This is a genomic window from Nocardiopsis sp. NPDC055879 (assembly GCF_053615935.1).
In genome coordinates this window covers 65,080-85,756 of sequence record NZ_JBSHCT010000013.1, presented here as the reverse complement: position 1 = coordinate 85,756, position 20,677 = coordinate 65,080, and the positions used below count along the sequence as shown (strand labels likewise).

The 20,677-nt window shown below is 69.0% G+C and carries 19 protein-coding genes; 14 read left to right on the top strand and 5 right to left on the bottom strand.

Features of this window, described 5'->3' with window-relative positions; genetic code table 11:
- Window positions 1–18 precede the first annotated feature (18 nt).
- The 4 genes from ACWGKS_RS17105 (at window position 19) to ACWGKS_RS17090 (ending at window position 4,919) form a co-directional block, all read left to right on the top strand.
- Complete coding sequence (locus ACWGKS_RS17105; RefSeq protein ID WP_067599734.1) at window positions 19–225, top strand: helix-turn-helix domain-containing protein; 207 nt, start codon at window positions 19–21, stop codon at window positions 223–225.
- A gap of 71 nt (window positions 226–296) precedes the next feature.
- Window positions 297–1,127, top strand: coding sequence for an enoyl-CoA hydratase/isomerase family protein (locus ACWGKS_RS17100; protein ID WP_452523161.1), 831 nt, complete (start codon window positions 297–299; stop codon window positions 1,125–1,127).
- A 360-nt stretch (window positions 1,128–1,487) separates the two neighbouring features.
- Window positions 1,488–3,149, top strand: a complete 1,662-nt coding sequence (locus ACWGKS_RS17095) for a DEAD/DEAH box helicase (protein WP_358505751.1) — start codon at window positions 1,488–1,490, stop codon at window positions 3,147–3,149.
- Window positions 3,150–3,344: 195 nt separating this feature from the next.
- Window positions 3,345–4,919, top strand: a complete 1,575-nt coding sequence (locus ACWGKS_RS17090) for an alanine/glycine:cation symporter family protein (protein ID WP_358505754.1) — start codon at window positions 3,345–3,347, stop codon at window positions 4,917–4,919.
- Here the strand turns inward: ACWGKS_RS17090 and ACWGKS_RS17085 are convergent, their stop codons facing one another.
- A complete protein-coding gene (locus ACWGKS_RS17085) occupies window positions 4,920–6,278 on the bottom strand; it encodes an MFS transporter (protein WP_452523158.1) in 1,359 nt (452 codons plus the stop codon).
- A 184-nt stretch (window positions 6,279–6,462) separates the two neighbouring features.
- Here ACWGKS_RS17085 and ACWGKS_RS17080 point away from each other — a divergent pair, with 184 nt between their 5' ends.
- The 4 genes from ACWGKS_RS17080 to ACWGKS_RS17065 all read left to right on the top strand — a co-directional run bounded on the left by ACWGKS_RS17080 (window position 6,463) and on the right by ACWGKS_RS17065 (window position 11,008).
- A complete protein-coding gene (locus ACWGKS_RS17080) occupies window positions 6,463–7,533 on the top strand; it encodes a permease (RefSeq protein WP_358505760.1) in 1,071 nt (356 codons plus the stop codon).
- Window positions 7,530–8,318: a TIGR03943 family putative permease subunit gene (locus ACWGKS_RS17075; protein WP_358505763.1), complete on the top strand. Its 789-nt coding sequence runs from the start codon at window positions 7,530–7,532 to the stop codon at window positions 8,316–8,318. Before ACWGKS_RS17080 ends, ACWGKS_RS17075 begins: the two co-directional genes overlap by 4 nt.
- A 90-nt stretch (window positions 8,319–8,408) precedes the next feature.
- On the top strand, window positions 8,409–9,842 hold the full coding sequence (locus ACWGKS_RS17070) for a sensor histidine kinase (protein ID WP_358505766.1): 1,434 nt from the start codon (window positions 8,409–8,411) through the stop codon (window positions 9,840–9,842).
- Complete coding sequence (locus ACWGKS_RS17065) at window positions 9,839–11,008, top strand: AI-2E family transporter (protein ID WP_358505769.1); 1,170 nt, start codon at window positions 9,839–9,841, stop codon at window positions 11,006–11,008. Before ACWGKS_RS17070 ends, ACWGKS_RS17065 begins: the two co-directional genes overlap by 4 nt.
- A gap of 94 nt (window positions 11,009–11,102) precedes the next feature.
- On the opposite strand, the gene ACWGKS_RS17060 is transcribed toward ACWGKS_RS17065, so the two are convergent.
- Together ACWGKS_RS17060 and ACWGKS_RS17055 are read right to left on the bottom strand one after the other, a co-directional pair.
- On the bottom strand, window positions 11,103–12,422 hold the full coding sequence (locus tag ACWGKS_RS17060) for an ABC transporter substrate-binding protein (protein ID WP_452455987.1): 1,320 nt from the start codon (window positions 12,420–12,422) through the stop codon (window positions 11,103–11,105).
- A gap of 382 nt (window positions 12,423–12,804) precedes the next feature.
- Window positions 12,805–13,707, bottom strand: coding sequence for a LysR family transcriptional regulator (locus ACWGKS_RS17055; RefSeq protein WP_358505774.1), 903 nt, complete (start codon window positions 13,705–13,707; stop codon window positions 12,805–12,807).
- 240 nt (window positions 13,708–13,947) lie between these two features.
- On the opposite strand from ACWGKS_RS17055, the gene ACWGKS_RS17050 reads away from it, so the two are divergent.
- On the top strand, window positions 13,948–15,108 hold the full coding sequence (locus ACWGKS_RS17050) for an acyl-CoA dehydrogenase family protein (RefSeq protein WP_358505777.1): 1,161 nt from the start codon (window positions 13,948–13,950) through the stop codon (window positions 15,106–15,108).
- Window positions 15,109–15,121: 13 nt separating this feature from the next.
- Here the strand turns inward: ACWGKS_RS17050 and ACWGKS_RS17045 are convergent, their stop codons facing one another.
- Window positions 15,122–15,892 carry a 4'-phosphopantetheinyl transferase family protein gene (locus tag ACWGKS_RS17045; RefSeq protein WP_452523153.1) on the bottom strand — a complete coding sequence of 257 codons (771 nt, stop codon included), beginning with the start codon at window positions 15,890–15,892 and terminating at the stop codon, window positions 15,122–15,124.
- A 103-nt stretch (window positions 15,893–15,995) separates the two neighbouring features.
- Here ACWGKS_RS17045 and ACWGKS_RS17040 point away from each other — a divergent pair, with 103 nt between their 5' ends.
- From ACWGKS_RS17040 to ACWGKS_RS17020, 5 genes are all read left to right on the top strand, one after another.
- Window positions 15,996–16,154 (top strand): hypothetical protein, encoded by a 159-nt coding sequence (locus ACWGKS_RS17040; protein ID WP_452523151.1) that lies wholly within the window; start codon window positions 15,996–15,998, stop codon window positions 16,152–16,154.
- A 62-nt stretch (window positions 16,155–16,216) separates the two neighbouring features.
- Window positions 16,217–17,023 carry a DeoR/GlpR family DNA-binding transcription regulator gene (locus ACWGKS_RS17035; protein WP_358505815.1) on the top strand — a complete coding sequence of 269 codons (807 nt, stop codon included), beginning with the start codon at window positions 16,217–16,219 and terminating at the stop codon, window positions 17,021–17,023.
- Between the two features lie 165 nt (window positions 17,024–17,188).
- On the top strand, window positions 17,189–18,016 hold the full coding sequence (locus ACWGKS_RS17030; RefSeq protein WP_452523149.1) for a polyprenol monophosphomannose synthase: 828 nt from the start codon (window positions 17,189–17,191) through the stop codon (window positions 18,014–18,016).
- A gap of 37 nt (window positions 18,017–18,053) precedes the next feature.
- Window positions 18,054–18,560: a hypothetical protein gene (locus ACWGKS_RS17025; RefSeq protein WP_452523148.1), complete on the top strand. Its 507-nt coding sequence runs from the start codon at window positions 18,054–18,056 to the stop codon at window positions 18,558–18,560.
- Between the two features lie 136 nt (window positions 18,561–18,696).
- Entirely contained in the window at window positions 18,697–18,996 is a 300-nt protein-coding gene (locus ACWGKS_RS17020) for a hypothetical protein (RefSeq protein WP_358505792.1), read from the top strand.
- Here the strand turns inward: ACWGKS_RS17020 and ACWGKS_RS17015 are convergent.
- On the bottom strand, window positions 18,981–20,603 hold the full coding sequence (locus ACWGKS_RS17015) for an MFS transporter (RefSeq protein WP_452523146.1): 1,623 nt from the start codon (window positions 20,601–20,603) through the stop codon (window positions 18,981–18,983). The two genes, ACWGKS_RS17020 and ACWGKS_RS17015, sit on opposite strands and share 16 nt — an antisense overlap.
- Between the last annotated feature and the right edge of the window lie 74 nt (window positions 20,604–20,677).

Below are 20,677 nucleotides of genomic sequence, written 5' to 3'. Positions count from 1 at the left end.
CTTGAACGGGAGAGAACTGTGAGTGACGAGTTGAGGAAGGGCGCCCGGGTCTCGGGTGCAGGTCGCGCGGAGCTGGCCGCCGATCTCAAGCGCCGCTACGACGAGGGGGAGAGCATTCGTGGTCTGGCCGCGGCCACGGGCCGTTCCTACGGTTTCGTGCACCGTCTGTTGGGCGAGGCCGGCGTGGAGCTGCGCGGGCGTGGTGGGGCGACACGCAAGGCGTGACGGTCGGTGTCGTCGCCGGGGTTACCCGCGAGTAGGGTCGGGGGTGTCACACCGATCCGACGGAGGAACACATGTCCCAGGCCCAGCAGGAGACCGGCGCGCGGCAGGCGCCCACCGAGGAGGAGCTGACCCGCGCGGGACTGCGGCTGTCGGTGGAGGGCGCGGTCGCCCGCATCACCATCGCCCGCCCCGAGCGCCGCAACGCGATGACCGGTCGCACCTGGACGACCATGGCCCACATCGGCCAGACGCTCCCCGGGGATGTCCGAATCGTCGTCATCTCCGGGGAGGGCGACATCTTCTCCGCGGGCATCGACCTCAACATGTTCACCCCCGAAGGGGTGGACGGGGAGCGCTCGATCATCGACGGGCTGGCCGAGGGGACCACGGACGACGCCGAGCTGGACGCCTACATCGCCGAACTCCAGGAGGGCTTCCGCTGGTTGCGTCGTCCCGACCTGGTCACCATCGCCGCCGTGCGCGGACACGCGATCGGCGCCGGGTTCCAGCTGGCCCTCTCGTGTGACCTGCGCATCCTCGCCGACGACGCCAAGTTCTGTATGAAGGAACCCGCCCTGGGCTTGGTGCCGGACCTCACCGGCACCAAGCCCCTGGTGGACATCGTCGGCGTCCATCGCGCCGTCGAGATCTGCCTGACCGCCCGCAAGGTCGGTGCCGAGGAATCTCGCGAGATCGGTCTCGCGACCCTGGTCGTGGGCGTCGACGAACTCGACGGTGCCGTTGACGACGCCATCGCCGGGCTCCTCGCGGTCAACGCCGACGCCGCCGTCGCGACCAAGGCGCTCCTGTGGCAGGCCGCGGACAACACCCTGGAAGAACAGTGCGCCGCCGAGCGCAAGGCCCAGGCCGGTCGCCTCACGGCCATGGCCGCCGGTTCCTGATCCCGGAGCACGGCCGATGGTGATCGGGGCGGGCGGGGAGACCGGTATCACCGGGGAAATGCCCCCGTCCCGTCCCCGCTCAGAGATGATCTCTAGTACGCTGCTGCAAGCGGTCGTTCAATGCCGCGCGCATAAGAGCGCGCCGGGCCGCCAAGACGCGGAGAGCGTGTCGACCCGGTCGACGTCACTCTTGACCCGAAGAGCACACGAACCCCACACGAGACGGGGTCGCTTCCGCGTGTGATCAGGCGCGTTTGTGTGATTTCTTCGCTGGGTCCGCTGTGACCGTGTGAAGCCTTCCTCGAAACGCCGCCAAACGATGAGGAAGGTACACGTCACTTGACGACGGACACTGCCGTAATGCCTGCCTTCGACAGCCTTGGCCTGCCCAAGGACATCGTCGAGGAGCTGGCCAAGAACGGTGTGACCACCCCGTTCCCGATCCAGGCCGCCACCATTCCCGACGCCATCGAGGGCCGCGACGTCCTCGGTTGTGGCCGCACCGGATCGGGCAAGACCCTGGCCTTCGGCCTGCCGGTCCTGATGCGCTGCTCCGAGCGCCGCGCCGCCGCCAACCGCCCCCGGGCCCTGATCCTGGTGCCCACCCGTGAGCTCGCCCACCAGGTGCGCGACTCCCTTCGCGGCTACGCCCGCGTCGTGGGCGTGCGCGTGGGCGACGTGGTCGGTGGCAGCTCCTACACCCGCCAGATCAACGAACTGCGCCGCGGCGTCGACGTCCTCGTCGCCACCCCCGGCCGCCTGACCGACCTGATCGAACAGGGCGCCTGCGATCTGGGCGACGTCGAGGTCTCGGTGCTGGACGAGGCCGACCAGATGTGCGACATGGGCTTCATGCCGCAGGTCAGCGAGCTCCTGGACCAGGTCAAGCCGGACGGGCAGACGCTGCTGTTCTCGGCCACCCTGGACGGTGACGTCGACAAGCTCGTGCGCCGGTACATGAGCGACCCGCGCACCCACTCGGTCGACCCGCCCGTCTCCCAGGTCACCACCATGGAGCACCACCTGCTCAAGGTGCTGCCCCGCGACAAGAACAAGATCGTCACCCAGATCGCCGCGCGCGATGGCCGCACCATCATGTTCGTGCGCAGCAAGTACCGCGCCGACACCATCAGCGAGCAGCTGATCGAGGCCGGCGTGCCCTGCGCCTCCCTGCACGGTGGCAAGACCCAGAGCGTGCGTACCCGCACCCTGGCCAAGTTCCGTGAGGGCAAGATCCAGGCCCTGGTCGCCACCGACGTCGCCGCTCGCGGTATCCACGTCGACGGCATCGACATGGTCGTCAACATCGACCTGCCCACCGGCCACAAGGACTACCTGCACCGCGGCGGCCGTACCGCCCGCGCCGGTTCCTCCGGCCTGGTGGTCTCCCTGGTGGCGCCCAACCAGCGTCGTATGGCCCGCCGCCTGCTCAGCGACGCCGGCGTCGAGGCCAAGCAGCACCTGGTCAACCCCGGAGACGAGTTGCTCTCCGAGGTGACCGGCGCCAAGGAGCCTTCCTGGGAGCCGTGGATCGAGCCGCCGGAGCCCGTTCGCGAGCGTCGCGGCCGTGGCGGCCCCCGTCGCGGTGGCGGCTACCGCGGTAACGGTGGTGGCTACCGAGGCGGTTACCGTGGTGACCGTTCCGAGGGTGGTTACCGTGGCGGCGGTCGTAACGACCGTGATGGCGGCTACCGCGGAGACCGTCCCGAGGGTGGCGGCTACCGTGGCGGCGGTCGTAACGACCGTGATGGCGGTTACCGCGGTGAGCGTTCCGAGGGTGGTTACCGTGGCGGTGGCCGTAACGACCGTGAGGGCGGCTACCGCGGAGACCGCCCCGAAGGCGGCGGTTACCGTGGTGACCGTCCCGAGGGTGGCGGCTACCGTGGCGGCGGCGAGCGTCGGGGCGGCTACGGCGGCGACCGTCGCGGTGGCGGTGGCCCCCGTGGCGGCTTCCGTGGCGACCGTCGCGGTGGCGGCGGCCCCCGCCGTGGTGAGCGCTTCGACTCCGCTCCCCAGCGTTAGGGACTGAACTGAGGAGGGGCCCGGACCGGCACACGCCGGCCCGGGCCCTTCGTCATGGGCCGGAACATGGGTGTTTACGGTCCTTTACCACCTCTTCGCGTGTCCCGGAGAAGCCGCGATCACCCGGAGGAGCACAGTGGGCGGGAAACCCCGAAGTCGCACTCGGGACCACCACGCCCACCTGAAGGGGAACGCGTGACCGTCCTCAACAACGCTCTCGTCGCCCTCAACGACGCCTTCTGGACCTTCTTCGTCATCCCGCTGCTGGTCATCCTGGCCGTCTACTTCACGGTGCGCTCGGGGTTCGTCCAGGTCCGGCTGCTACCCGAGATGTTCCGCGTCATACGCAGCAGCCCCGGGACCGCTCCGGACGGCGGTAGGGAGATCTCCTCCTTCCAGGCCTTCGCGCTCTCCGCGGCCTCCCGCGTGGGTACCGGCAACATCGTCGGCGTCACCCTGGCGATCATGCTGGGCGGGCCCGGAGCCGTGTTCTGGATGTGGCTGATGGCCGGCGTCCTCGGCGCCGCCTCCTTCGTGGAGTCCACCCTCGCCCAGCTGTACAAGGTGCGTACCGGAACCGGATTCCGTGGTGGCCCCGCCTACTACATGCTCCACGGGTTGAACCGACGGTGGATGGGCGCGCTCTTCGCCGTCATCATCACCGTGACGTTCAGCCTCGTCTTCAACTCCGTGCAGTCCAACAGCATCTCCGGGGCGATCGGCACCTCGGTGGGCGCCCTCGGCGGGGGCGGAGGGTGGATCCTGAACGTGGCCGTGGGTCTGGTCCTGGTCGCCATCACCGCCGCGGTCATCTTCGGTGGTGTGCGCCGGATCGCCACCGTCGCACAGGCCCTCGTCCCGCTGATGGCGATCCTCTACATCCTGCTCGGCGTCGCCGTGGTGATCATCAACATCCAGGCCGTCCCGGACGTCTTCGGCGCCATCTTCGGCCACGCCTTCGGCCTGCGCGAGGTCGCGGCGGGTGGCGTGGGCACCGCCATCCTGTGGGGGATGCGGCGGGGAATGTTCTCCAACGAGGCGGGTCTGGGGTCGGCGCCCAACGCCGGTGCGGCCGCGTCGGTGTCCCATCCGGCCAAGCAGGGCCTGGTCCAGACCCTGGGCGTGTACTTCGACACCTGGTTGATCTGCTCGGTGACCGCGTTCATCGTGCTGCTGTACGGGACCGAGTTCAACCCCGACATCCCGCCCATCGAGGTGGCCCAGACCGCTCTGGAGAGTTCGCTGGGCGGCTGGTCCGTCCACGCGCTCACCATCATCATGTTCCTGCTGGCGTGGACGTCGGTCCTGGGCAACTACTACTACGGCGAGTCCAACCTGCAGTTCCTGGACGCCGAACCCAACCACATGACCTACTTCCGTTCGGCGGTCCTGGTCGCGATCTTCCTCGGTTCCGTCGCCCCGCTGACCGTCATCTGGACCCTCGCCGACATCTCCATGGGTGTCATGGCCACGGTCAACCTGTTGGCCATCGCCCCGTTGTCCACCGTCGCCTTCCGGCTGCTCGCCGACTACAGCCGACAGCTGCGATACGGTCTGGACCCACAGTTCTCCCTGGCCAAGATGCCGGACCTGCAGAACGTCACCGCGTGGGGTCCGGTGTCGGGGGAGTCGGTGGACCGGCGCGAGCCCGGCGAGGAGGGCGACGAACGGGCGGCCGGAGACCAGGGATCCGAGGGCGGCGACGGGCCCCCCGAGGAAGACGAGGACCCCGGCCGTGAGGACGACCGGGGCCCGGAGACGAAGGACTGATCATGCGCCGGGGGCGGGGTCACCGCCCTTGGGCACGGCGGCCAGGTCGGTGCCCCGGGTCTCCCTGGACCACACCACCGCCACCACGGTGACGACACCGACCGCCGCCACGTACACCGAGATCGGCAGGCTGGAACCGAAGGTCGCCAGCAGCGCCGTCGCGATCAGTGGGGCCAGACCACCGGCCACGATCGACGCCAACTGGTAGCCGATGGAGGCACCCGAGTACCGCACCCGGGTGCTGAACAACTCCGAGAAGAACGCCGCCTGCGGACCGTACATCGCGCCGTGCAGGATCAACCCGACGGTCGCGGCCAGGGTCACGGAGCCGAACGTGCCCTGGTCGATGAGCGGGAAGAAGGCGAACGACCACAGGGAGACCCCCACCGCCCCGACCGCGATGACCGGCCGCCGTCCCACCACGTCGGACAGCGCGCCCCACGCCGGGATGGTCACCAGGTGCACCGCGGAGGCGATCAGCACCGCGTTCAGCACGGCCTCGTTGGACAGGCCCGCCTGCTGGGTGGCGTAGACGAGGATGAACGCCGTGACCACGTAATAGGAGACGTTCTCGGCCAACCGCACGCCCATGGCCACGAGGGTCTCGCGCCAGTGATGACGCAGCACGTCGAGAATCGGGGCGCGCTCGGTGCCCTTGGACTCGCCCACCTTGCGAGAGGCGTCCTTGAACACCTCCGACTCGGTGACCGCGAGCCGGATCCACAGACCGATGAACACCAGGATCCCGGACAGCAGGAACGGGACGCGCCAACCCCAGTCGAGGAAGGTCTCGTCGGCCATCACCACGGCAAGCACCGCGAGGACGGCGGTGGCCAACAGATTGCCGCAGGGCACCCCGGCCTGGGGCCAGGACGCCCAGAAACCGCGGTTGCGCGGCTTACCGTGTTCGGCGACGAGCAGGACCGCGCCACCCCACTCACCGCCCAGGGCGAACCCCTGGATGACGCGTAGCAGGGTGAGCAGCAGGGGAGCGCCCACCCCGATCGCCGCGTAGGTGGGCAACAATCCGATCGCGAAGGTGGCGCCGCCCATCATCAACAGACTCAGCACCAGGAGCTGTTTGCGACCGATCCGGTCGCCGTAGTGTCCGAAGACCACACCGCCCAGGGGCCGGGCCACGAACCCAACGGCGTAGGTGCTGAAGGCCAGCATGGTGCCGACCAGGGGATCGGAGTCGGGGAAGAAGACCACGTTGAAGACCAACGCGGCGGCGGCCCCGTACAGGAAGAAGTCGTACCACTCGATCGTGGTGCCGATGAGGCTGGCGGTGACGACCTTGTGGAAGGGGGTTTTCGGAGCACTTCCGTCCGCGGGGGACGGCGTCGTTCTCGGTTCCATGGGCGCCAACGATAGAGACCTGGATCACATTCTGACCATGGGGGTGGAACCCATACGTGCGTTCTCGCTCATGTGGTCTTCGCCCGGGAACGTCCATCCACAGGTTCGCCGTTGCTCGCGCGAACGAAAACGGTTTTCGGTTACCATTCGGGTAGTTCCCAACCGAACCTCACGGAGTACACCCGTGTCCGAACGGACCACACACGACTCCGCCCCGTCCTCCTCTCTCGGCGACTCCCTCGCCGGCGGCTGGGACGACCGCGGAGACGAACTGCCCCCCGCCGACTGGGGAAGGCGGCCCGGAGCACGCAGGACCGGCACGGTCTGGCTCTTCGCCCTGATCATCACCGCGATGGCCTTCGGCCACGCGTGGCTCTCCGACGACCTGACCGGCCAGGCCTTCCTGGCCTGGGCCACCATCTTCACGGCCATCAGCTTCCAGGCCATGCCCTTCCTGGTCTTCGGAGTGGCCCTGTCCGCCGCCCTTGTCGCCTTCGTGCCGACCTCGGTCTACCGGCGGTTCATCCCGAGCAAGGCGGGCCACGCCGTCCCCGTGGCGGGTGTCTCAGGCGCCTTGCTGCCAGGGTGCGAGTGCGCGTCCGTGCCCATCGCCGGCAGCCTGATCAAACGGGGGGTGGCGCCTGCGGCGGCGTTGACCTTCCTGCTCGCGGCGCCCTCCATCAACCCGATCGTCATGATCGCCACCGCGGTGGCCTTCGCCGGACAGCCGGAGATGGTACTCGCCCGCTTCACGGCTTCCCTGCTGGCGTCGGTGGTCATCGGTTGGATCTGGGTGAGGTTCGGTCGTACCGATTGGCTGCGTCTTCCCGCGCAGTCCCATGACCCGGGTGCTTCCAAGTGGCGGGTCTTTCGCGAGTCGATGCTGCACGACATCATGCACGCCGGCGGATACCTGGTGGTGGGCGCCCTCGCGGCCGCCACGCTCAACGTGATGGTGCCTCGCGAATGGCTGCTGACGGTGGCCGAGGCACCCATCGTCTCGGTGCTGGTGCTCGCCGCGCTGGCCATCCTGTTGTCCATCTGTTCGGAGGCCGACGCCTTCGTCGCGGTCAGCCTCACCGACTTCTCGCCCACCGCCAAGCTCGCGTTCATGGTCATCGGCCCCATCGTCGACCTGAAGCTCATCGCGATGCAGGCGGGAGTGTTCGGCTGGCGCTTCGTCGCCCGCTTCGCCCCCCTGTGCCTGGTGGTCGGTCTCCTCAGTACGTTCCTGATCGGAGCCTTGATCCTGTGAACCGCATCGCGCAGGGACTCACCCTCGTCCTGCTCGGCGCCGCCGCGCTGACCAGCACCGTGCCCACCGACCTGTACCTGAACTGGGTCAAGGCGGGCTTCGGGCCCTTCCTGATCGCCGCCGGGATCGTCATGGTCGGGCTCGGCGTCCTGGTCATCGTGGCCGAGGTCCGCGGGGAGAGGGACGACTCGGACGAAGAGGAGACCACCCCCGCCACGGCCGAGGCGAACACGTCGGGACAGGGCGACGATCACGGCCACGACCACTCTCGCGCCCCCTGGGTGGCCTGGCTGCTCCTGCTCCCGGTGCTGGCGGTATTCGTGGTCGCCCCGCCGGCCCTGGGTTCGTACACGGTGGAGAGCACGAGTGGTTCGGCGGGTCCACCACCCCGGGATGAGGGTGGGAACTCCAAGTTCAACGACGCCCTCTCCGAGGCGGCGCCGGGGGAGACGGTCCGACTCGATATCCAGGCGTTCGTGATGCGGGCCTGGATCGACGAGGAACGCGAGATGGCCGACCGCGAGATCGAACTGACCGGGTTCGCCGTTCCCAACGAAGAGGGCGAGGGCTGGTACCTGGCCCGACTCCAAATGGCCTGCTGCGCGGCGGACGCCGTGGTCAACAAGGTCCTCATCACCGATCGGCCGGCGCCCGAGGCGGACAGCTGGTGGACGGTCCAGGGCACCTGGGTGGAGCCCGAGGGAGACCTGTACGACGTCTCCGAGCACGAGTTCGCCACCGAGGGGATGGAAGAGGTCACCAACCCGCCCGATCCCTACGAGTAGGGGCCGGGACTCTCGGCCCGTTGGGGCGTCGCTCCCGCCACACCGTCGCCAGTTCTCGGTTTTGGGATGACACTGGGTGACAATGAGTGCGTGTCAGAACCCCAGGAACGGCAACGGAAAAGATGGGGATGGCCCCGCCCCCGTTCCATCCGAGCCCGGGTGACGGTTTGGGCCACGACCATACTGACCCTGGTCGTACTGGTCATCTCCGTGGGTTCCTTCCTGTTCCTCCGGGAAGTGGTACAGAACCAGTTGAGCGATCGGGCTGCGGAGGCGGCACGTGCCGTCGTCGAGCACATCATGATGGACCGCTACGACTCCTCCATCCCCGCCACCGAACCGATCCTGCGGTTGCAGATCGTTGACCGGGAGACCTTTGAGGTCCTCGCCTCCAGCGCCGCGGTGAGGGGCCTGCCGGCCCTGACCGAACGGGCGCCGGCCGAACACGACTTCCGCATGGACACGGTCGTCTGTGATGAGGCGGCGGGGATCGAACCCGACGACTGCTTCCAGGTGGTGGGCTACACCGTCACCGACTCCGCCTATGGTGACGTGATCGTGCTCGCCGCTACCCGCACCCCCCAGGTGCTCATGCGGCACACGCTCGAATCCGCCCTGACCGGTATGGCGGTCGTCCTGCTCGTCGGCACCGCCCTGATCCTCTGGTACGGGGTGGGACGGGCGATGCGCCCGGTGGAGATGATCAGCGCCGAGATGGACCGGATCTCGGTCAGCGACCTGCACCGCAGGCTCCCCGTCCCCCGCAGCGACGACGAGATCGCCCACCTGGCCCGCACCGCCAACTCCACCCTCGGCCGGCTGGAGGAGGCGATGGTCCGGCAGAGGCGCTTCGTCTCCGACGCCTCCCACGAACTGCGCAATCCCATAGCCGGTATGCGGACCAAACTGGAGGTCGAACTTTCCGATCCCGAACCCGACCAGCGCGCCCGCGAACGCCTGCTCAACGGTCTGCTCTCCGACACCGAACGGTTGGAGAACATCGTCTCCGACCTGCTGGAACTGGCCCGGATGGACACCGACGTGGCCATGATCCGCGAACGTATCGAACTGGGCTCCCTTGTGCGGGAGGAGTTCACCGACCCGCGCCGACACACGCAGGTGCGCGTGCACGCAGCCGAACCCGTCCACGTCGTGGTCAACCGAATGCGCCTGGTGCGGGTGCTGACCAACCTCGTCGCCAACGCCGAGCGCCACGCCCACAGCCGTATCGACATCATCGTCGGACAAGGCAAAGGGGCCGCGGTCCTGGAGGTACACGACGACGGCGCGGGGATCCCGGTCAAGGACCGCGAACGCGTCTTCGAACGCTTCTCCCGACTGCCCGACTCCAAGGAGCTCGACCCGGGTGGCAGCGGCCTCGGGCTGGCCATCTCCCGGGAGATCGTGCACGCCTACGGCGGCACACTCGTGGCAGGCCACAGCGACCTGCTCGGCGGTGCCCTGTTCACTCTGCGCCTCCCCGAAGAACTGGACGACGAGGACGAGTCGGAGCAGCGCACATGAGCGTCGACGCCCCGGCCACGGGCGCGACCGGAACAACGACCCGGGGGCCGCAGGAGGACCCGAAGGCCGAACGTGAGCCGGGGGCCGCCGGCGGGGGAGGCGGAGTCGACCCCCTCACCCGCCCCTCCGGGGGAGGGGCCCACCGCCCCAACTACTTCGTCGTCGGGTTCGTCGGCGCACTCGGAGTCCTCAGCGCCTGGCTGCTGGTGGAGGCCCTGACCGGGGCCCGAGCGGTGTTCGTCTACATCCTGGTGGCGCTCTTCCTCGCGGTCGGCCTGAACCCGGTCATCGAACTACTGCGCCGCGGGCTGCGGATGCCCCGCTGGGCGGCGATCGTCACCGTGTGCCTGGCCCTGCTGGCCTTCGTGGCGGTGTTCACGTGGGCCATCGTGCCACCGTTGACCGAGCAGGTGAGCGGTTTCGTCTCCGCGCTGCCCGGCGCCATCGACCATCTGCGGAACACGGCGTTCTTCCACGAGGTGGATCACCGCTACAACGTGTTGGAACGCCTGGAGGGGGTCGTCACCGGCGGCGACTTCGGACAGCGGATCTTCGGTGGCCTGGTCGGGGTGGGCCAGGTGGTGTTCAACTGGTTGTTCGCCCTCTCCACGGTGTTCGTCCTGACCCTGTTCTTCATGGCCTCGTTGCCCGGCATGATGGACGTCTCCTACCGGTTCGTGCCGCGTTCGCGCCGCGACGGGGTCCGTGAGATCGGTGACGAGATCGTTCGACGCATCGGTGCGTTCATCGCCGGACAGTTGGTGGTGGCGGCCTTCGGCGGGGTCGTGGCGTTCTTCTTCCTGTGGGCGATCGGTTCGGCCTACGCGCTCACCCTGGCCCTGGTGGTCGCCGTCACCGCGTTGATCCCTTTGGTGGGTACCAGCATCGGTGCGCTCGCGGCCGCCCTGGCGGTGGGGGTGGGCGACCTCTGGCTGGGACTGGCCACCCTCGTCTTCTTCCTCGCCTACCAACAGATCGAGAGCTACGTGATCTCTCCCCGGGTGATGCGGCACGCCGTGGACGTGGCTCCGACGGCCAACATCACCGCCGCCTTGGTCGGCGGCGCGCTGCTCGGTCTGGTCGGGGCGCTGTTGGCCATCCCCACCGTGGCAGCGCTCACCCTGGTGCTGAAGAAGGTGGTCTTCCCCCGTCTGGAGCGGCGCTGACCCGGAGTGGCGGAAGGGGAGGAGGGCGCGGGCCCGATGCGACCCACGCCCTCCTTCGCCTTGTGCCTTCCGGGTGTGCCCGGAGCGGGCCCCGCTAGTGGTCGCCGTCGTGCAGGGCGACCTCGTCGGGGTCGGGCCGGTCCAGTTCGAAGGGGAGGATCTCCCCGCCATCGCTGTCGGTGACCCGCGGTTCCTGCAGGATCTCCGGTTCCTCACCGGCGTGGTTCTGGGCGACCATGACGCCGGAGTAACCGCTGTGGTCGTCCTCGGTGGCGACGAACGGCACCAGCCCCGGGCCCTCCCACTCCTGGGAGTTGAGCGTCTGGATCAGGGTCTCCCGGTCCAGGTCGGGGCCGACCTCCATGAGCAGCTGGGCCATCAGCGTGGCCTGCACCATGCCGTACATCGTGGTGTCGGTGAAGGGCGCGCCCTCGTTGTACTCATCGTGGATCTCACGGAAGAACGCGGTCCACGGGTCTTCGGTCTGGCCGGCCATCGGGAGGAAGGAGGTGATGATCAGCCCGTCGGTGAAGGCCTCCGGCGGCACGTCCTCCGCGGGTGTTCCCTCGGCGTACCGCGTGATCAGTTCGGTGACGACCTCGACGTCACCACCGAAACTGGGGGCCACCCACTGCGGCTCGTAGCCGACGGATTGGGCTTGGAGGATGGCCAGACCGAGGAAGGCCGGAATGCAGTAGCAGACGGCGACATCGGCCTCGGCGTCCTTCAGGGCCTCGATCTGACCGTCGAGTTCGGCGACGCCGGGGTCGTAGTCCTCCCAGGCGACGATGTCGTCGATGAGGTACTGCTCGATGCCCGCGTGCGAGGAGGGGCCGACGTCGTCGTTCTGGTAGAGCAGACCGACGCTGTCGTCGGGGAAGTTCTCCGAGATGTAGGCGCCCTGGACCTTCGCCTCCTTGGAGTAGTCCACCTGGAAGCCGTAGCTGTAGGGGTACTGCTCGGGTGAGTCCCAGGCCAGTGCTCCGGAGGAGACGAAGAGGTCGGGGACTCCCTCGGCGTTGAGGTCGTCGATCACCGCTTCGTGGGTGGGCGTGCCCAACCCACCGAGCATGGCGAAGATCTCCTGCTCGTCGATGAGGTCGCGCGTGACGTCCATGGTCTGCGCGGGGTCGAAGACGTCGTCCTCGACGCGGTAGTCGATCTGGCGGCCGTGGATGCCACCGTTGTCGTTGATGTAGTCGAAGACGGCCCTCGTGCCGGTCGAGACGTGTACGAAACCCGGTGACGCGGCACCGGTGAGAGGTTGATGGGTTCCGATGACGACGCTGTCGTCGGTGACCCCCGTGGTGAGATCGCTCGCGGCGGACTCTTCCTCACTCGACCCGGAGCCGCCGCACGAGGTCGCGAGAATCGCCACGGTGAGCGTCGAAGCGATGATTCTCAGTGTTCGCATGTGGTCTTCCTGAACTTCGGTGGTGCCTGCGCAGCGGGAGGCTTTTCGGCCTGTGGGGGAAGACGGCTTCGTAGCTCGGGAGAAGGCTCTGGGGGTGGACCCCTACTCATCAGTACGTTACCGGCTGGTAAACATCATACGAAGGGGGTCGAGTGCTGCGACCGCTGGTAACGCATAGTCGCCCGGCCCCAGGTCACAGGCGCGCGAATGGGCCGGAGGTCCGACCGGGGGTCTCCGGCGTTAAAGGTGGCGAGGGTCGGTGCGCCTTTGTCGAGAAACCCTTAGGGGGTAACGGTTTCGTGGTGTGCAAGGGTGTTTCGAGTGGAAAGTCCGATCATGGGATCAATGTGCGGATCGAAGTCGGTGATTCTTCCCGATCGGCTCAGACCTTCTCGGCGCTCTGGTCGATGATCTCCCGCGCCACGCGCGCGATCCGGTCCGCCACCTGGCTCACCGGGCCGTCGCGGCGCCAGACCAGAAGGTGCCGAAGCTGTATCGGGGCCCCCGCCAACTGACGGACCACCACACCCCGGCCGGTGTCGAAGTCGGACTGGCAGGGTGCCACCGCCCGGCGGTCGGCGATCAGGTCACGGATCTCCGACCGATCGTGCAGTCGGTAGGGCACCTCGGGGCTGAACCCCGCCTGCTGGCAGGCGACGTAGAAGCACTCGGGCCAACCGGTTCCGTCGGGGGGAGTGAGCGCCCAGGAGTTGTCCGCCAGGTCCTCCAGGTGGATGGACGGTTTTTCGGCCAGCGGGTGGTCCACCCACAGTGCCACGTGCAGCGGATCCACCGCGAGCATCGCCCACGCCAGCGGTCCGTCCGTGGTCAGGTCGCGGTCCACGTAGTCGATGGTGGTTCCCAGGTCGAGTCGGCCGGCCCGGACCAGGTCGGTGACCAACTTGGGGGAGTACTCGGTGCGTACGTGTACCGGGACCCCGGGGAAGACCTCCGAGAGTCGTCCGGACAGCTCCACGGTGAGTTGGCCGACCCCGCCGATGCGCAGCGCGGTGGGGAAGGCTCCGCGCGCGCTGATGTCGTGCATCAGGTCGTCCATGGACAACAGCACGGCACGTGCTCGGACCAGGACGAACTCGCCCAACTCGGTCGGGCGCACCCCCGAGCGGCCACGGTGGAACAACGCCCCGCCGACCTCGCGTTCGATGCGTTGCAACTGGGTGGTGAGCGCGGGTTGCGAGGTGGACAGTGCCGCTGCCGCCTTGGTGACGCTGCCGGTGTCGGCGAGGAGACAGACGGTGCGAAGGTGGCGGAGTTCGAGGTCCATGCGTGGAATCTAAGCCGCATGACCCCTCCGTGTACAGGCGGCCGAACCCGAAGGCTCGTGGTGGGCGTCGTGTTCAGGGCGAACGTCTCGGAGGCCGTTCACCGTCCAACCCCGGGGTGCCCAAAGTGCGGGGCTTTGGGATAAGGTGCCCAGCGTCACCATATAGTTGGACGACCTACTAAATCGCGGTCCGCGAAGTGGGTCCCACGCGCACCAGGGCGCGTAACCGTGGGAGAGTTCATGGCGGTCGAACGCACGCTGCACACACCCGAGGCCGAACAGCTCCTTGAGTTGACCCGGGAGATCGTGGACAAGGAGATCGTCCCGCGTGCGGCCGAGGACGAGGAGAACTCCGTCTTCCCCCGCGACGCCTTCACCACCCTGGGTCGCGCCGGTCTGCTGGGGCTGCCCTACCCCGACGAGTACGGCGGCGGGGGACAGCCCTACGAGGTCTACCTCCAGGTGGTGGAGGAGATCTCTCGCGGTTGGCTCGCCCTGGGCCTGGGCGTCAGCGTCCACACCCTGTCCTGCTACCCGTTGGCCGCCTACGGGGCCGAGGACCAGAAGGCCGCGCTCCTGCCGGACATGCTCGGCGGGGAACTCCTCGGCGCCTACTGCCTGTCCGAGACCACCTCGGGTTCGGACGCCGCGGCCATGGCCACCCGCGCCGAACGCACCGAGACCGGCTACCGGGTCAACGGTGCCAAGGCGTGGATCACCCACGGCGGACAGGCCGACTACTACGCGCTCTTCGCCCGTACCGGAGCCCCCGACTCCGGTGGCCGCGGCATCAGCTGCTTCCACGTGCCGGCCGACACCCCCGGACTGGGCTCCGCCGCGCCCGAACGCAAGATGGGCATGTGCTCCTCCACCACCGCCGGGATGCTCTTCGACGACGTCGAGCTCGACACCTCGGCGCTGGTCGGGGAGGAGGACCGGGGCTTTCCCATCGCCCTGTCCGCCCTGGACTCGGGGCGCCTGGGCATCGCCGCCTGCGCCGTGGGCCTGGCCCAGGCCGCCTTGGACGCCGCCGTCGCCTACTCCCGCGAACGCCACCAGTTCGGCTCCGCCATCGGCGACTTCCAGGGTCTGGGCTTCATGCTCGCCGACATGGCCACCCAGATCGCCGCCTCACGCGAGCTGTACCTCTCCGCGGCCCGCCTCCGTGACGCCGGACGCCCCTTCGGCAAGCAGGCCGCCATGGCCAAGCTCCTGGCCACCGATACCGCCATGAAGGTCACCACCGACGCCGTCCAGGTGTTCGGCGGCTACGGCTACACCCGCGACTTCCCGGTCGAGCGCTTCATGCGCGAGGCCAAGGTCCTTCAGATCGTGGAGGGCACCAACCAGGTGCAGCGTCTGGTGATCGGCCGCCACTTGGCCCGAGAGGCCGAGGCCTGAGCACCGCACCGCCTCAACGGCGCAGCAGCTCCAGGGCGATCTCCGCTTGGTGCACCGTCGGCTCGACCCCGCGGTCGGTGAGCACCGCCAGGGCCGACCGGTAGTCGGGGCCGCGCTCCAGGTCGTGGAGCCAAGCGGCCTCGGGACCCCCGCCGCCCTCCCAACCCAGGAGTCGCGCCCGGCTGTTCGGTGGGCTCACCGAGACCCGACGCAGGCCACCGGACAACCCCAGTCCGGTGGCCTTGAGCAGGGCCTCCTTGCGCGCCCAGTAGCCGAAGAAGGCCCCCACCCTCCCGGCTTCGGGCAGCGTGCTCCACTCTCGACGTTCGGTGTCGGCCAGTGTGAAGGCGGCGAGTCCGTCCAGGTCGCGCGAGTCCGACACCCGCTCCACGTCCACTCCGACCGGGACACCCTCGGCCAGGGCCAGCACCACCCACTCGCCGGAGTGACTCACCGAGATCTCCCAGCCGTCGGCGGCGCCGATCGGAACCGGCTTGCCGTGCGGGGAGGCGTCCTCCCCACCCGCTCCGGTGCGCGCCTTGTCCTCACACGATCGGCAGCGCAGGTCGAAGACGACGTCCTCGGGGGCGCAACCGACACGTTCGGCGAGCACCAGACGGGTCAGTGCCCGCCCGACCAGATGGCGATCCCGGTCGGCCTGAAGTCGGAACCGGGCGTTGCGGGTGCGTTCGCCCTCGTCCAGCAGGTCGAGCAGACGGTCGCTCGCGGCGGAGGTGTGGGCCCACCACACCGTGGACTCTAGGGGCGAGGAACCAAGGGTCATGTCCTCCATTGTGGCCGATCTTCCCGTTCCTGGGGGGTGTGCGCCCGTGTCGAAGTGGGCATTCGGTAAGTGGCAGGTCGGCCCGCCCCCTTTGGAGGCTCAGATGTCTGTCGTGATGATGTTCGGTGCCGGAGCCCTGGTCGGGCTCGTCGCCCTCACCGTGGTCTTCCTGGTGACCCTCCTCACCGAGAAGCCCCTCACGTGGGAGTCGGAGGAGACGGAGGTCCCGGACGCGCAGCGGCGTGACCGGTCCGTACTCTAGTTCGACGGTGGGGCGGCGATCGTGCCGCGCACCACCGATCGATCGAGGAAGGGCCGGTGAACATGGCCGAGGAGAGCCGTCCGACGTTCGGCGCCGAACGTCGAGAGCGCATCCTGGAGCTGGTCCGCGCCAACGGGAGCATGTCCCTGCGCGACCTGGCCATCAAGGTGCGGGCCTCGGAGGTCACGATCCGTCGTGACGTGCGCGCCATGGAGACCGAAGGGCTGCTCGACCGCCGCCGCGGCGGTGTCGCCCTGCCCGGCAGGATCGGACACGAACAGAGCTACACCGGCAAGCGCGACCAGTGCGCCGCGGAGAAGGCCGCCATCGCCGTGGCCGCGGCCCGTCTGGCGCGTCCGGGCGACGCCATCACCATCGGCCCGGGAAGTACCGCCGAGGCCTTGGCCCGCGCGCTGCGCGGCCACGGCGACCTGACGGTGGTCACCAACTCGTTGCCGGTGGCCGACGCCCTGGCCGGTGCCAACGGGGTGGAGGTCGTCATGACCGGTGGCACGGTGCACGCCCCCATGCGGGCGTTGGTCGGCGCCGCCGCGGAGAGCGCGCTCGCCGGGCTCCGGGTCAACCGGGCCTTTCTCTCCGGCAACGGCGTCAGCGCCGAACGAGGCCTGAGCACCCCGAACCCGGCCGTGGCCGGCATCGACCGGGCCCTGTCGGCCTGCGCGGAGGAGACCATCGTCCTGGCCGACCACACCAAGGTCGGCGCGGAGACCATGATGCCCACCGTCGCCCCGGAGAACATCGCGCACCTGGTCACCGACTCGGGCGCCGACCCTGAGGTGATCATGACGTTGGAGGAGATCGGAACCCTGGTGCACGTCGTCGTGGCCGCCGACGAAAGGGGTCAGTGACGACCTCGCGCGAGCACGCGCGCCCGTCCGATTCCTCCGGAAGGGCACCTAGCCTACGATTCGAACCGACTTGTGCGGTGAAGGTGCGATGCGTGATCCTGTACACACTTACTCGCCGGTAAGAACATCCGCACACGACCCTCACGACGCCAGGAGCCGACGCGCATGCCCTCCGAACCGACGCACCTCCCGCCCGGGCCGGTGCGGGTCACACCCGAACCCGTGGCGCTCCCCGAGCCCTGGCGCAGCTCTCGTCTGACCGTGGTCGTGCCCACCTATGACGAGGCCGAGAACCTTCCCCGCCTGGTCGCCCGCCTGGTCGCCCTGGACCTGCCCGAACTGCGCATCGTGGTGGTCGACGACAACTCCCCGGACGGCACCGGGGAGATCGCCGACAAGCTCGCGGCGGAACTCGGCGGCGCGGAGACCGGCAGGCTCACCGTGGTGCACCGCACCAAGAAGGATGGGCTGGGCCGGGCCTACGTGGAGGGCATGACCCGAGCGCTGGACGGCGGCGCCGACTACGTGGTGCAGATGGACGCCGACCTCAGCCACCCGGTCGGGTACGTCCCCCAACTGCTGGGCACCCTGCACTCCACCGGTGCCGGCGTGGTCATCGGCAGTCGCTACGTGCCCGGCGCCAGCCTGTCCGAGGCCTGGGGGCTGCGCCGCCGTCTGCTCAGTGGCTGGGCCAACACCTACGTCAAGACGGTGCTGGCCATCCCGGTGCGCGACGTCACCGCGGGCTTCAAGCTCTGGCGTGCCTCGGCTCTGCGCGCCCTGGACCTGTCCGGCATCCAGAGCACCGGCTACGCCTTCCAGGTGGAGATGCACTACCGGGCGTTCCGACGCGGCCAGAAGATCGTGGAGGTGCCCATCCATTTCGAGGACCGGGTGATGGGCGAGAGCAAGCTCGATGGAGCGGTGGCCCTGGAGGCGGCCCTGCGTCCGCTGCGCCTGCGCCACGCGGAGAACTCCAGACGCCGGCGCTGATCCGGGGACGATCGGTCGATACGCCGACGTCCGGTGGATGTCCTCACATTTCCTTGTCACCTCCCTGAACCTGGGTACCAAGGAGAAGGAGGAGGTGGACGCGATGGTCGACAAGCACTACGACGTGGACACCGACATGGGGGACGACCCGGAGCTGAGCCAGGCCGAGGAGATCGAGCGGCGCATCGAACCCGACCACAACATCCAGCGGTACGACTTCAAGGATGACGACAGCCGTGGCGGCCGCGGTATCGACGAGGCCGTGCGGGACGAGCGCGGCGACGTCTACCCCAAGGAGAACTGGGGTGGGGAGACACGGACCACCGAGGAGGAGGCCCTCCAGGTGGTCGACGACGGTTCCGCCGGCGACACCGGAGAGGGAGCGGCCGTCCGGGACGGACGTTTCGAGGACCCCGAGACCGGTGCGGTGCGGGACGAGTTCTCGCCGGCGACCCGCCACGGGCGCCCTGACCGGACCCGGGACCAGCGGGGTTATGTTCCGGACGCGGACGATCCCGCCGATCCCCACGAACCCGACGCCTGATCGGTCACGTCGGACCCCGGGGCCCCGACACGGGTACCCGGGGCCGACGCTCCCTCGTCCCCACCCTTCACACGGGCGGGAACCGGTGCGATGATCGAGGTCACACCCGGTGTAGGAGAAGGGGGAGGAGACCGAAGTGAAGGAACACCCCTACGAAGTGGACCTGGACCTCGGGGACGACCCACAGGCGACGGAGGTCGCCCAACGCGACATGGTCCTCGACTCCGAGTTCAACATCCTCGACTACGACTTCGTGGCCGACGACAGCCGTGGTCGGAGCGGGATCGCCGACGGTCTTCGCGCCGAACACCTGGGGGCGGCCATCCCGCGTCAACGCTGGGGCGGTGAGCGCAGCGCGGAGGAGGCGGCCCTGAGCGTGGTCCCCGACCCCGACGCCGTCACCGACCGGCCACCCGAGGGTTACGAGGAGGACTGACCCGACGAACCGGGGTGGTCCCCATCCCCGCTCACACCCGCGCTGGATCCGGGGCAGGACCGCATCGGCGGCCCCGACACACCACAAAAGCGCAGTGGCCGATCGTAGGGAAGCTCCTCCACCGCGGCCGACTCGGACTCGGGTACCGACCCCCGGGCGGCGGCCTCCACGGCCGCCGGCATCCGACCACGCGGCAACGCCAGCGCGCACAACGCCGCGGCCACCGCCAACGCGGCCAGGATCAGCATCGCCGTGCCGAAGTGCTCGGCCAACCCCGTGGTCCCCTCCGAACCACCGCCCTCTCCGGTCGCGCCGCCGATCCCGGCCAGCGCCGGGATCGCCGCCACGCCGATCAGCTGTGCCCCGCGCGCGAACGTGTTGTTCACCCCCGACGCCAGCCCGGCGTGCCGTTCGGGAACCGAGGCCAGTACCGTCGCCGTCAGTGGCGCCACCGTCGTGGACATGCCCAACGCCACCAGCAGCACACCGGGGAAGACCTCGGACAGGTAGGGCGCGGGTTCGCCGATCCGCGACAGCCACACCAGCCCACCCGCCAACAGCAGCGGACCCACCACCAGTTGGGGGCGTGGACCGATCTTCGCGGCCAGTTTCCCGGAACGGGCCGAGAGCGTCAGCATCAGGATCGTCAACGGCAGGGACGCGGCCCCCGCCGCGATCGGTGAGTAGCCGGCGACCTCCTGCAGGTAGATGACCATCAGGAACAGCAGTGTCCCGAGGGCCGCGTAGATCACCACCGTGGACGCGTTCGTCACGCTGAACGGCACCGACCGGAACAGGTCCAACGGCAGCATGGGGTCGCGCCTTCGGGACTCCACCAGGAGGAACGCGACGAGCGCCAGCACACCGACGACCGCGCCGGTCCACACCGCCGGGGTACCGCCCTCGGCGCCCCACTGGATCAGCGCGTAGGTGATCGCGCCCAGTGCCATCACACCCAGCAGAGCGCCACCGTAGTCCAGGCCTCCCGTGGCGGAGCCGCCTCGCGATTCGGGCACCTTGAAGTGGGCGATCAGGAGCACCACGACCGCGAGCGGCAGATTGATGAGGAAGATCAACCGCCAGTCGCCGATCTGGACCAGCCACCCGCCCACGAACGGGCCCACCGCCGAGGCCACACCGGTCAGCCCCGACCACGCGCCGATCGCCCGTGCCCGGTCGTCCTCCCGGAAACCCGCCTGCAGGATGGCCAGGCTCCCCGGGGTCAGCAGCGCGCCGCCCACCCCCTGGGCGACCCTCCCGGCGATCAACCACCCCAACGTCGGAGCGAACGTGCACAGCGCCGAGGCGAGCGCGAACACCGCCACCCCGATCATGAACAGCCGCACCCGACCGAACCGGTCCGCCAGCGACCCGCTCAGCAGGATCAGCGCCGACAACGTCACCATGTACCCGTTGACGATCCACTGCAGCCCGGACAACCCGGTGTCCAGGTCCTGTTGGATGGCGGGCAGCGCCACGGTGACCACGGTCGAGTCCAGGAACGCCATGCCCGAGGCCAGGACCGTGGCCGTCAGCATCCACCGCGCCGGGGGCGTACCCCAGGCCACGCGACCGGCGGAGGGCGGGGTCGAGACCGAATCACTCATGTGCCACTCTTCCCCGGATCCGGGTTCGACCGAACACGGACCCCCGCCCGAAAACGAGGGTCCGCGTCCTCCCC

Excerpts from the sequence above, each read along its gene's own strand:
- ACWGKS_RS17085 (WP_452523158.1), bottom strand. The coding sequence starts at position 6,278 with ATGGAACCGAGAACGACGCCGTCCCCCGCGGACGGAAGTGCTCCGAAA.
- ACWGKS_RS17035 (WP_358505815.1), top strand. The coding sequence starts at position 16,217 with ATGGCCGAGGAGAGCCGTCCGACGTTCGGCGCCGAACGTCGAGAGCGC.
- ACWGKS_RS17030 (WP_452523149.1), top strand. The coding sequence starts at position 17,189 with ATGCCCTCCGAACCGACGCACCTCCCGCCCGGGCCGGTGCGGGTCACA.
- ACWGKS_RS17025 (WP_452523148.1), top strand. The coding sequence starts at position 18,054 with ATGTCCTCACATTTCCTTGTCACCTCCCTGAACCTGGGTACCAAGGAG.
- ACWGKS_RS17040 (WP_452523151.1), top strand. The coding sequence starts at position 15,996 with ATGTCTGTCGTGATGATGTTCGGTGCCGGAGCCCTGGTCGGGCTCGTC.
- ACWGKS_RS17100 (WP_452523161.1), top strand. The coding sequence starts at position 297 with ATGTCCCAGGCCCAGCAGGAGACCGGCGCGCGGCAGGCGCCCACCGAG.
- ACWGKS_RS17060 (WP_452455987.1), bottom strand. The coding sequence starts at position 12,422 with ATGCGAACACTGAGAATCATCGCTTCGACGCTCACCGTGGCGATTCTC.
- ACWGKS_RS17055 (WP_358505774.1), bottom strand. The coding sequence starts at position 13,707 with ATGGACCTCGAACTCCGCCACCTTCGCACCGTCTGTCTCCTCGCCGAC.
- ACWGKS_RS17045 (WP_452523153.1), bottom strand. The coding sequence starts at position 15,892 with ATGACCCTTGGTTCCTCGCCCCTAGAGTCCACGGTGTGGTGGGCCCAC.
- ACWGKS_RS17050 (WP_358505777.1), top strand. The coding sequence starts at position 13,948 with ATGGCGGTCGAACGCACGCTGCACACACCCGAGGCCGAACAGCTCCTT.
- ACWGKS_RS17015 (WP_452523146.1), bottom strand. The coding sequence starts at position 20,603 with ATGAGTGATTCGGTCTCGACCCCGCCCTCCGCCGGTCGCGTGGCCTGG.
- ACWGKS_RS17095 (WP_358505751.1), top strand. The coding sequence starts at position 1,488 with ATGCCTGCCTTCGACAGCCTTGGCCTGCCCAAGGACATCGTCGAGGAG.
- ACWGKS_RS17065 (WP_358505769.1), top strand. The coding sequence starts at position 9,839 with ATGAGCGTCGACGCCCCGGCCACGGGCGCGACCGGAACAACGACCCGG.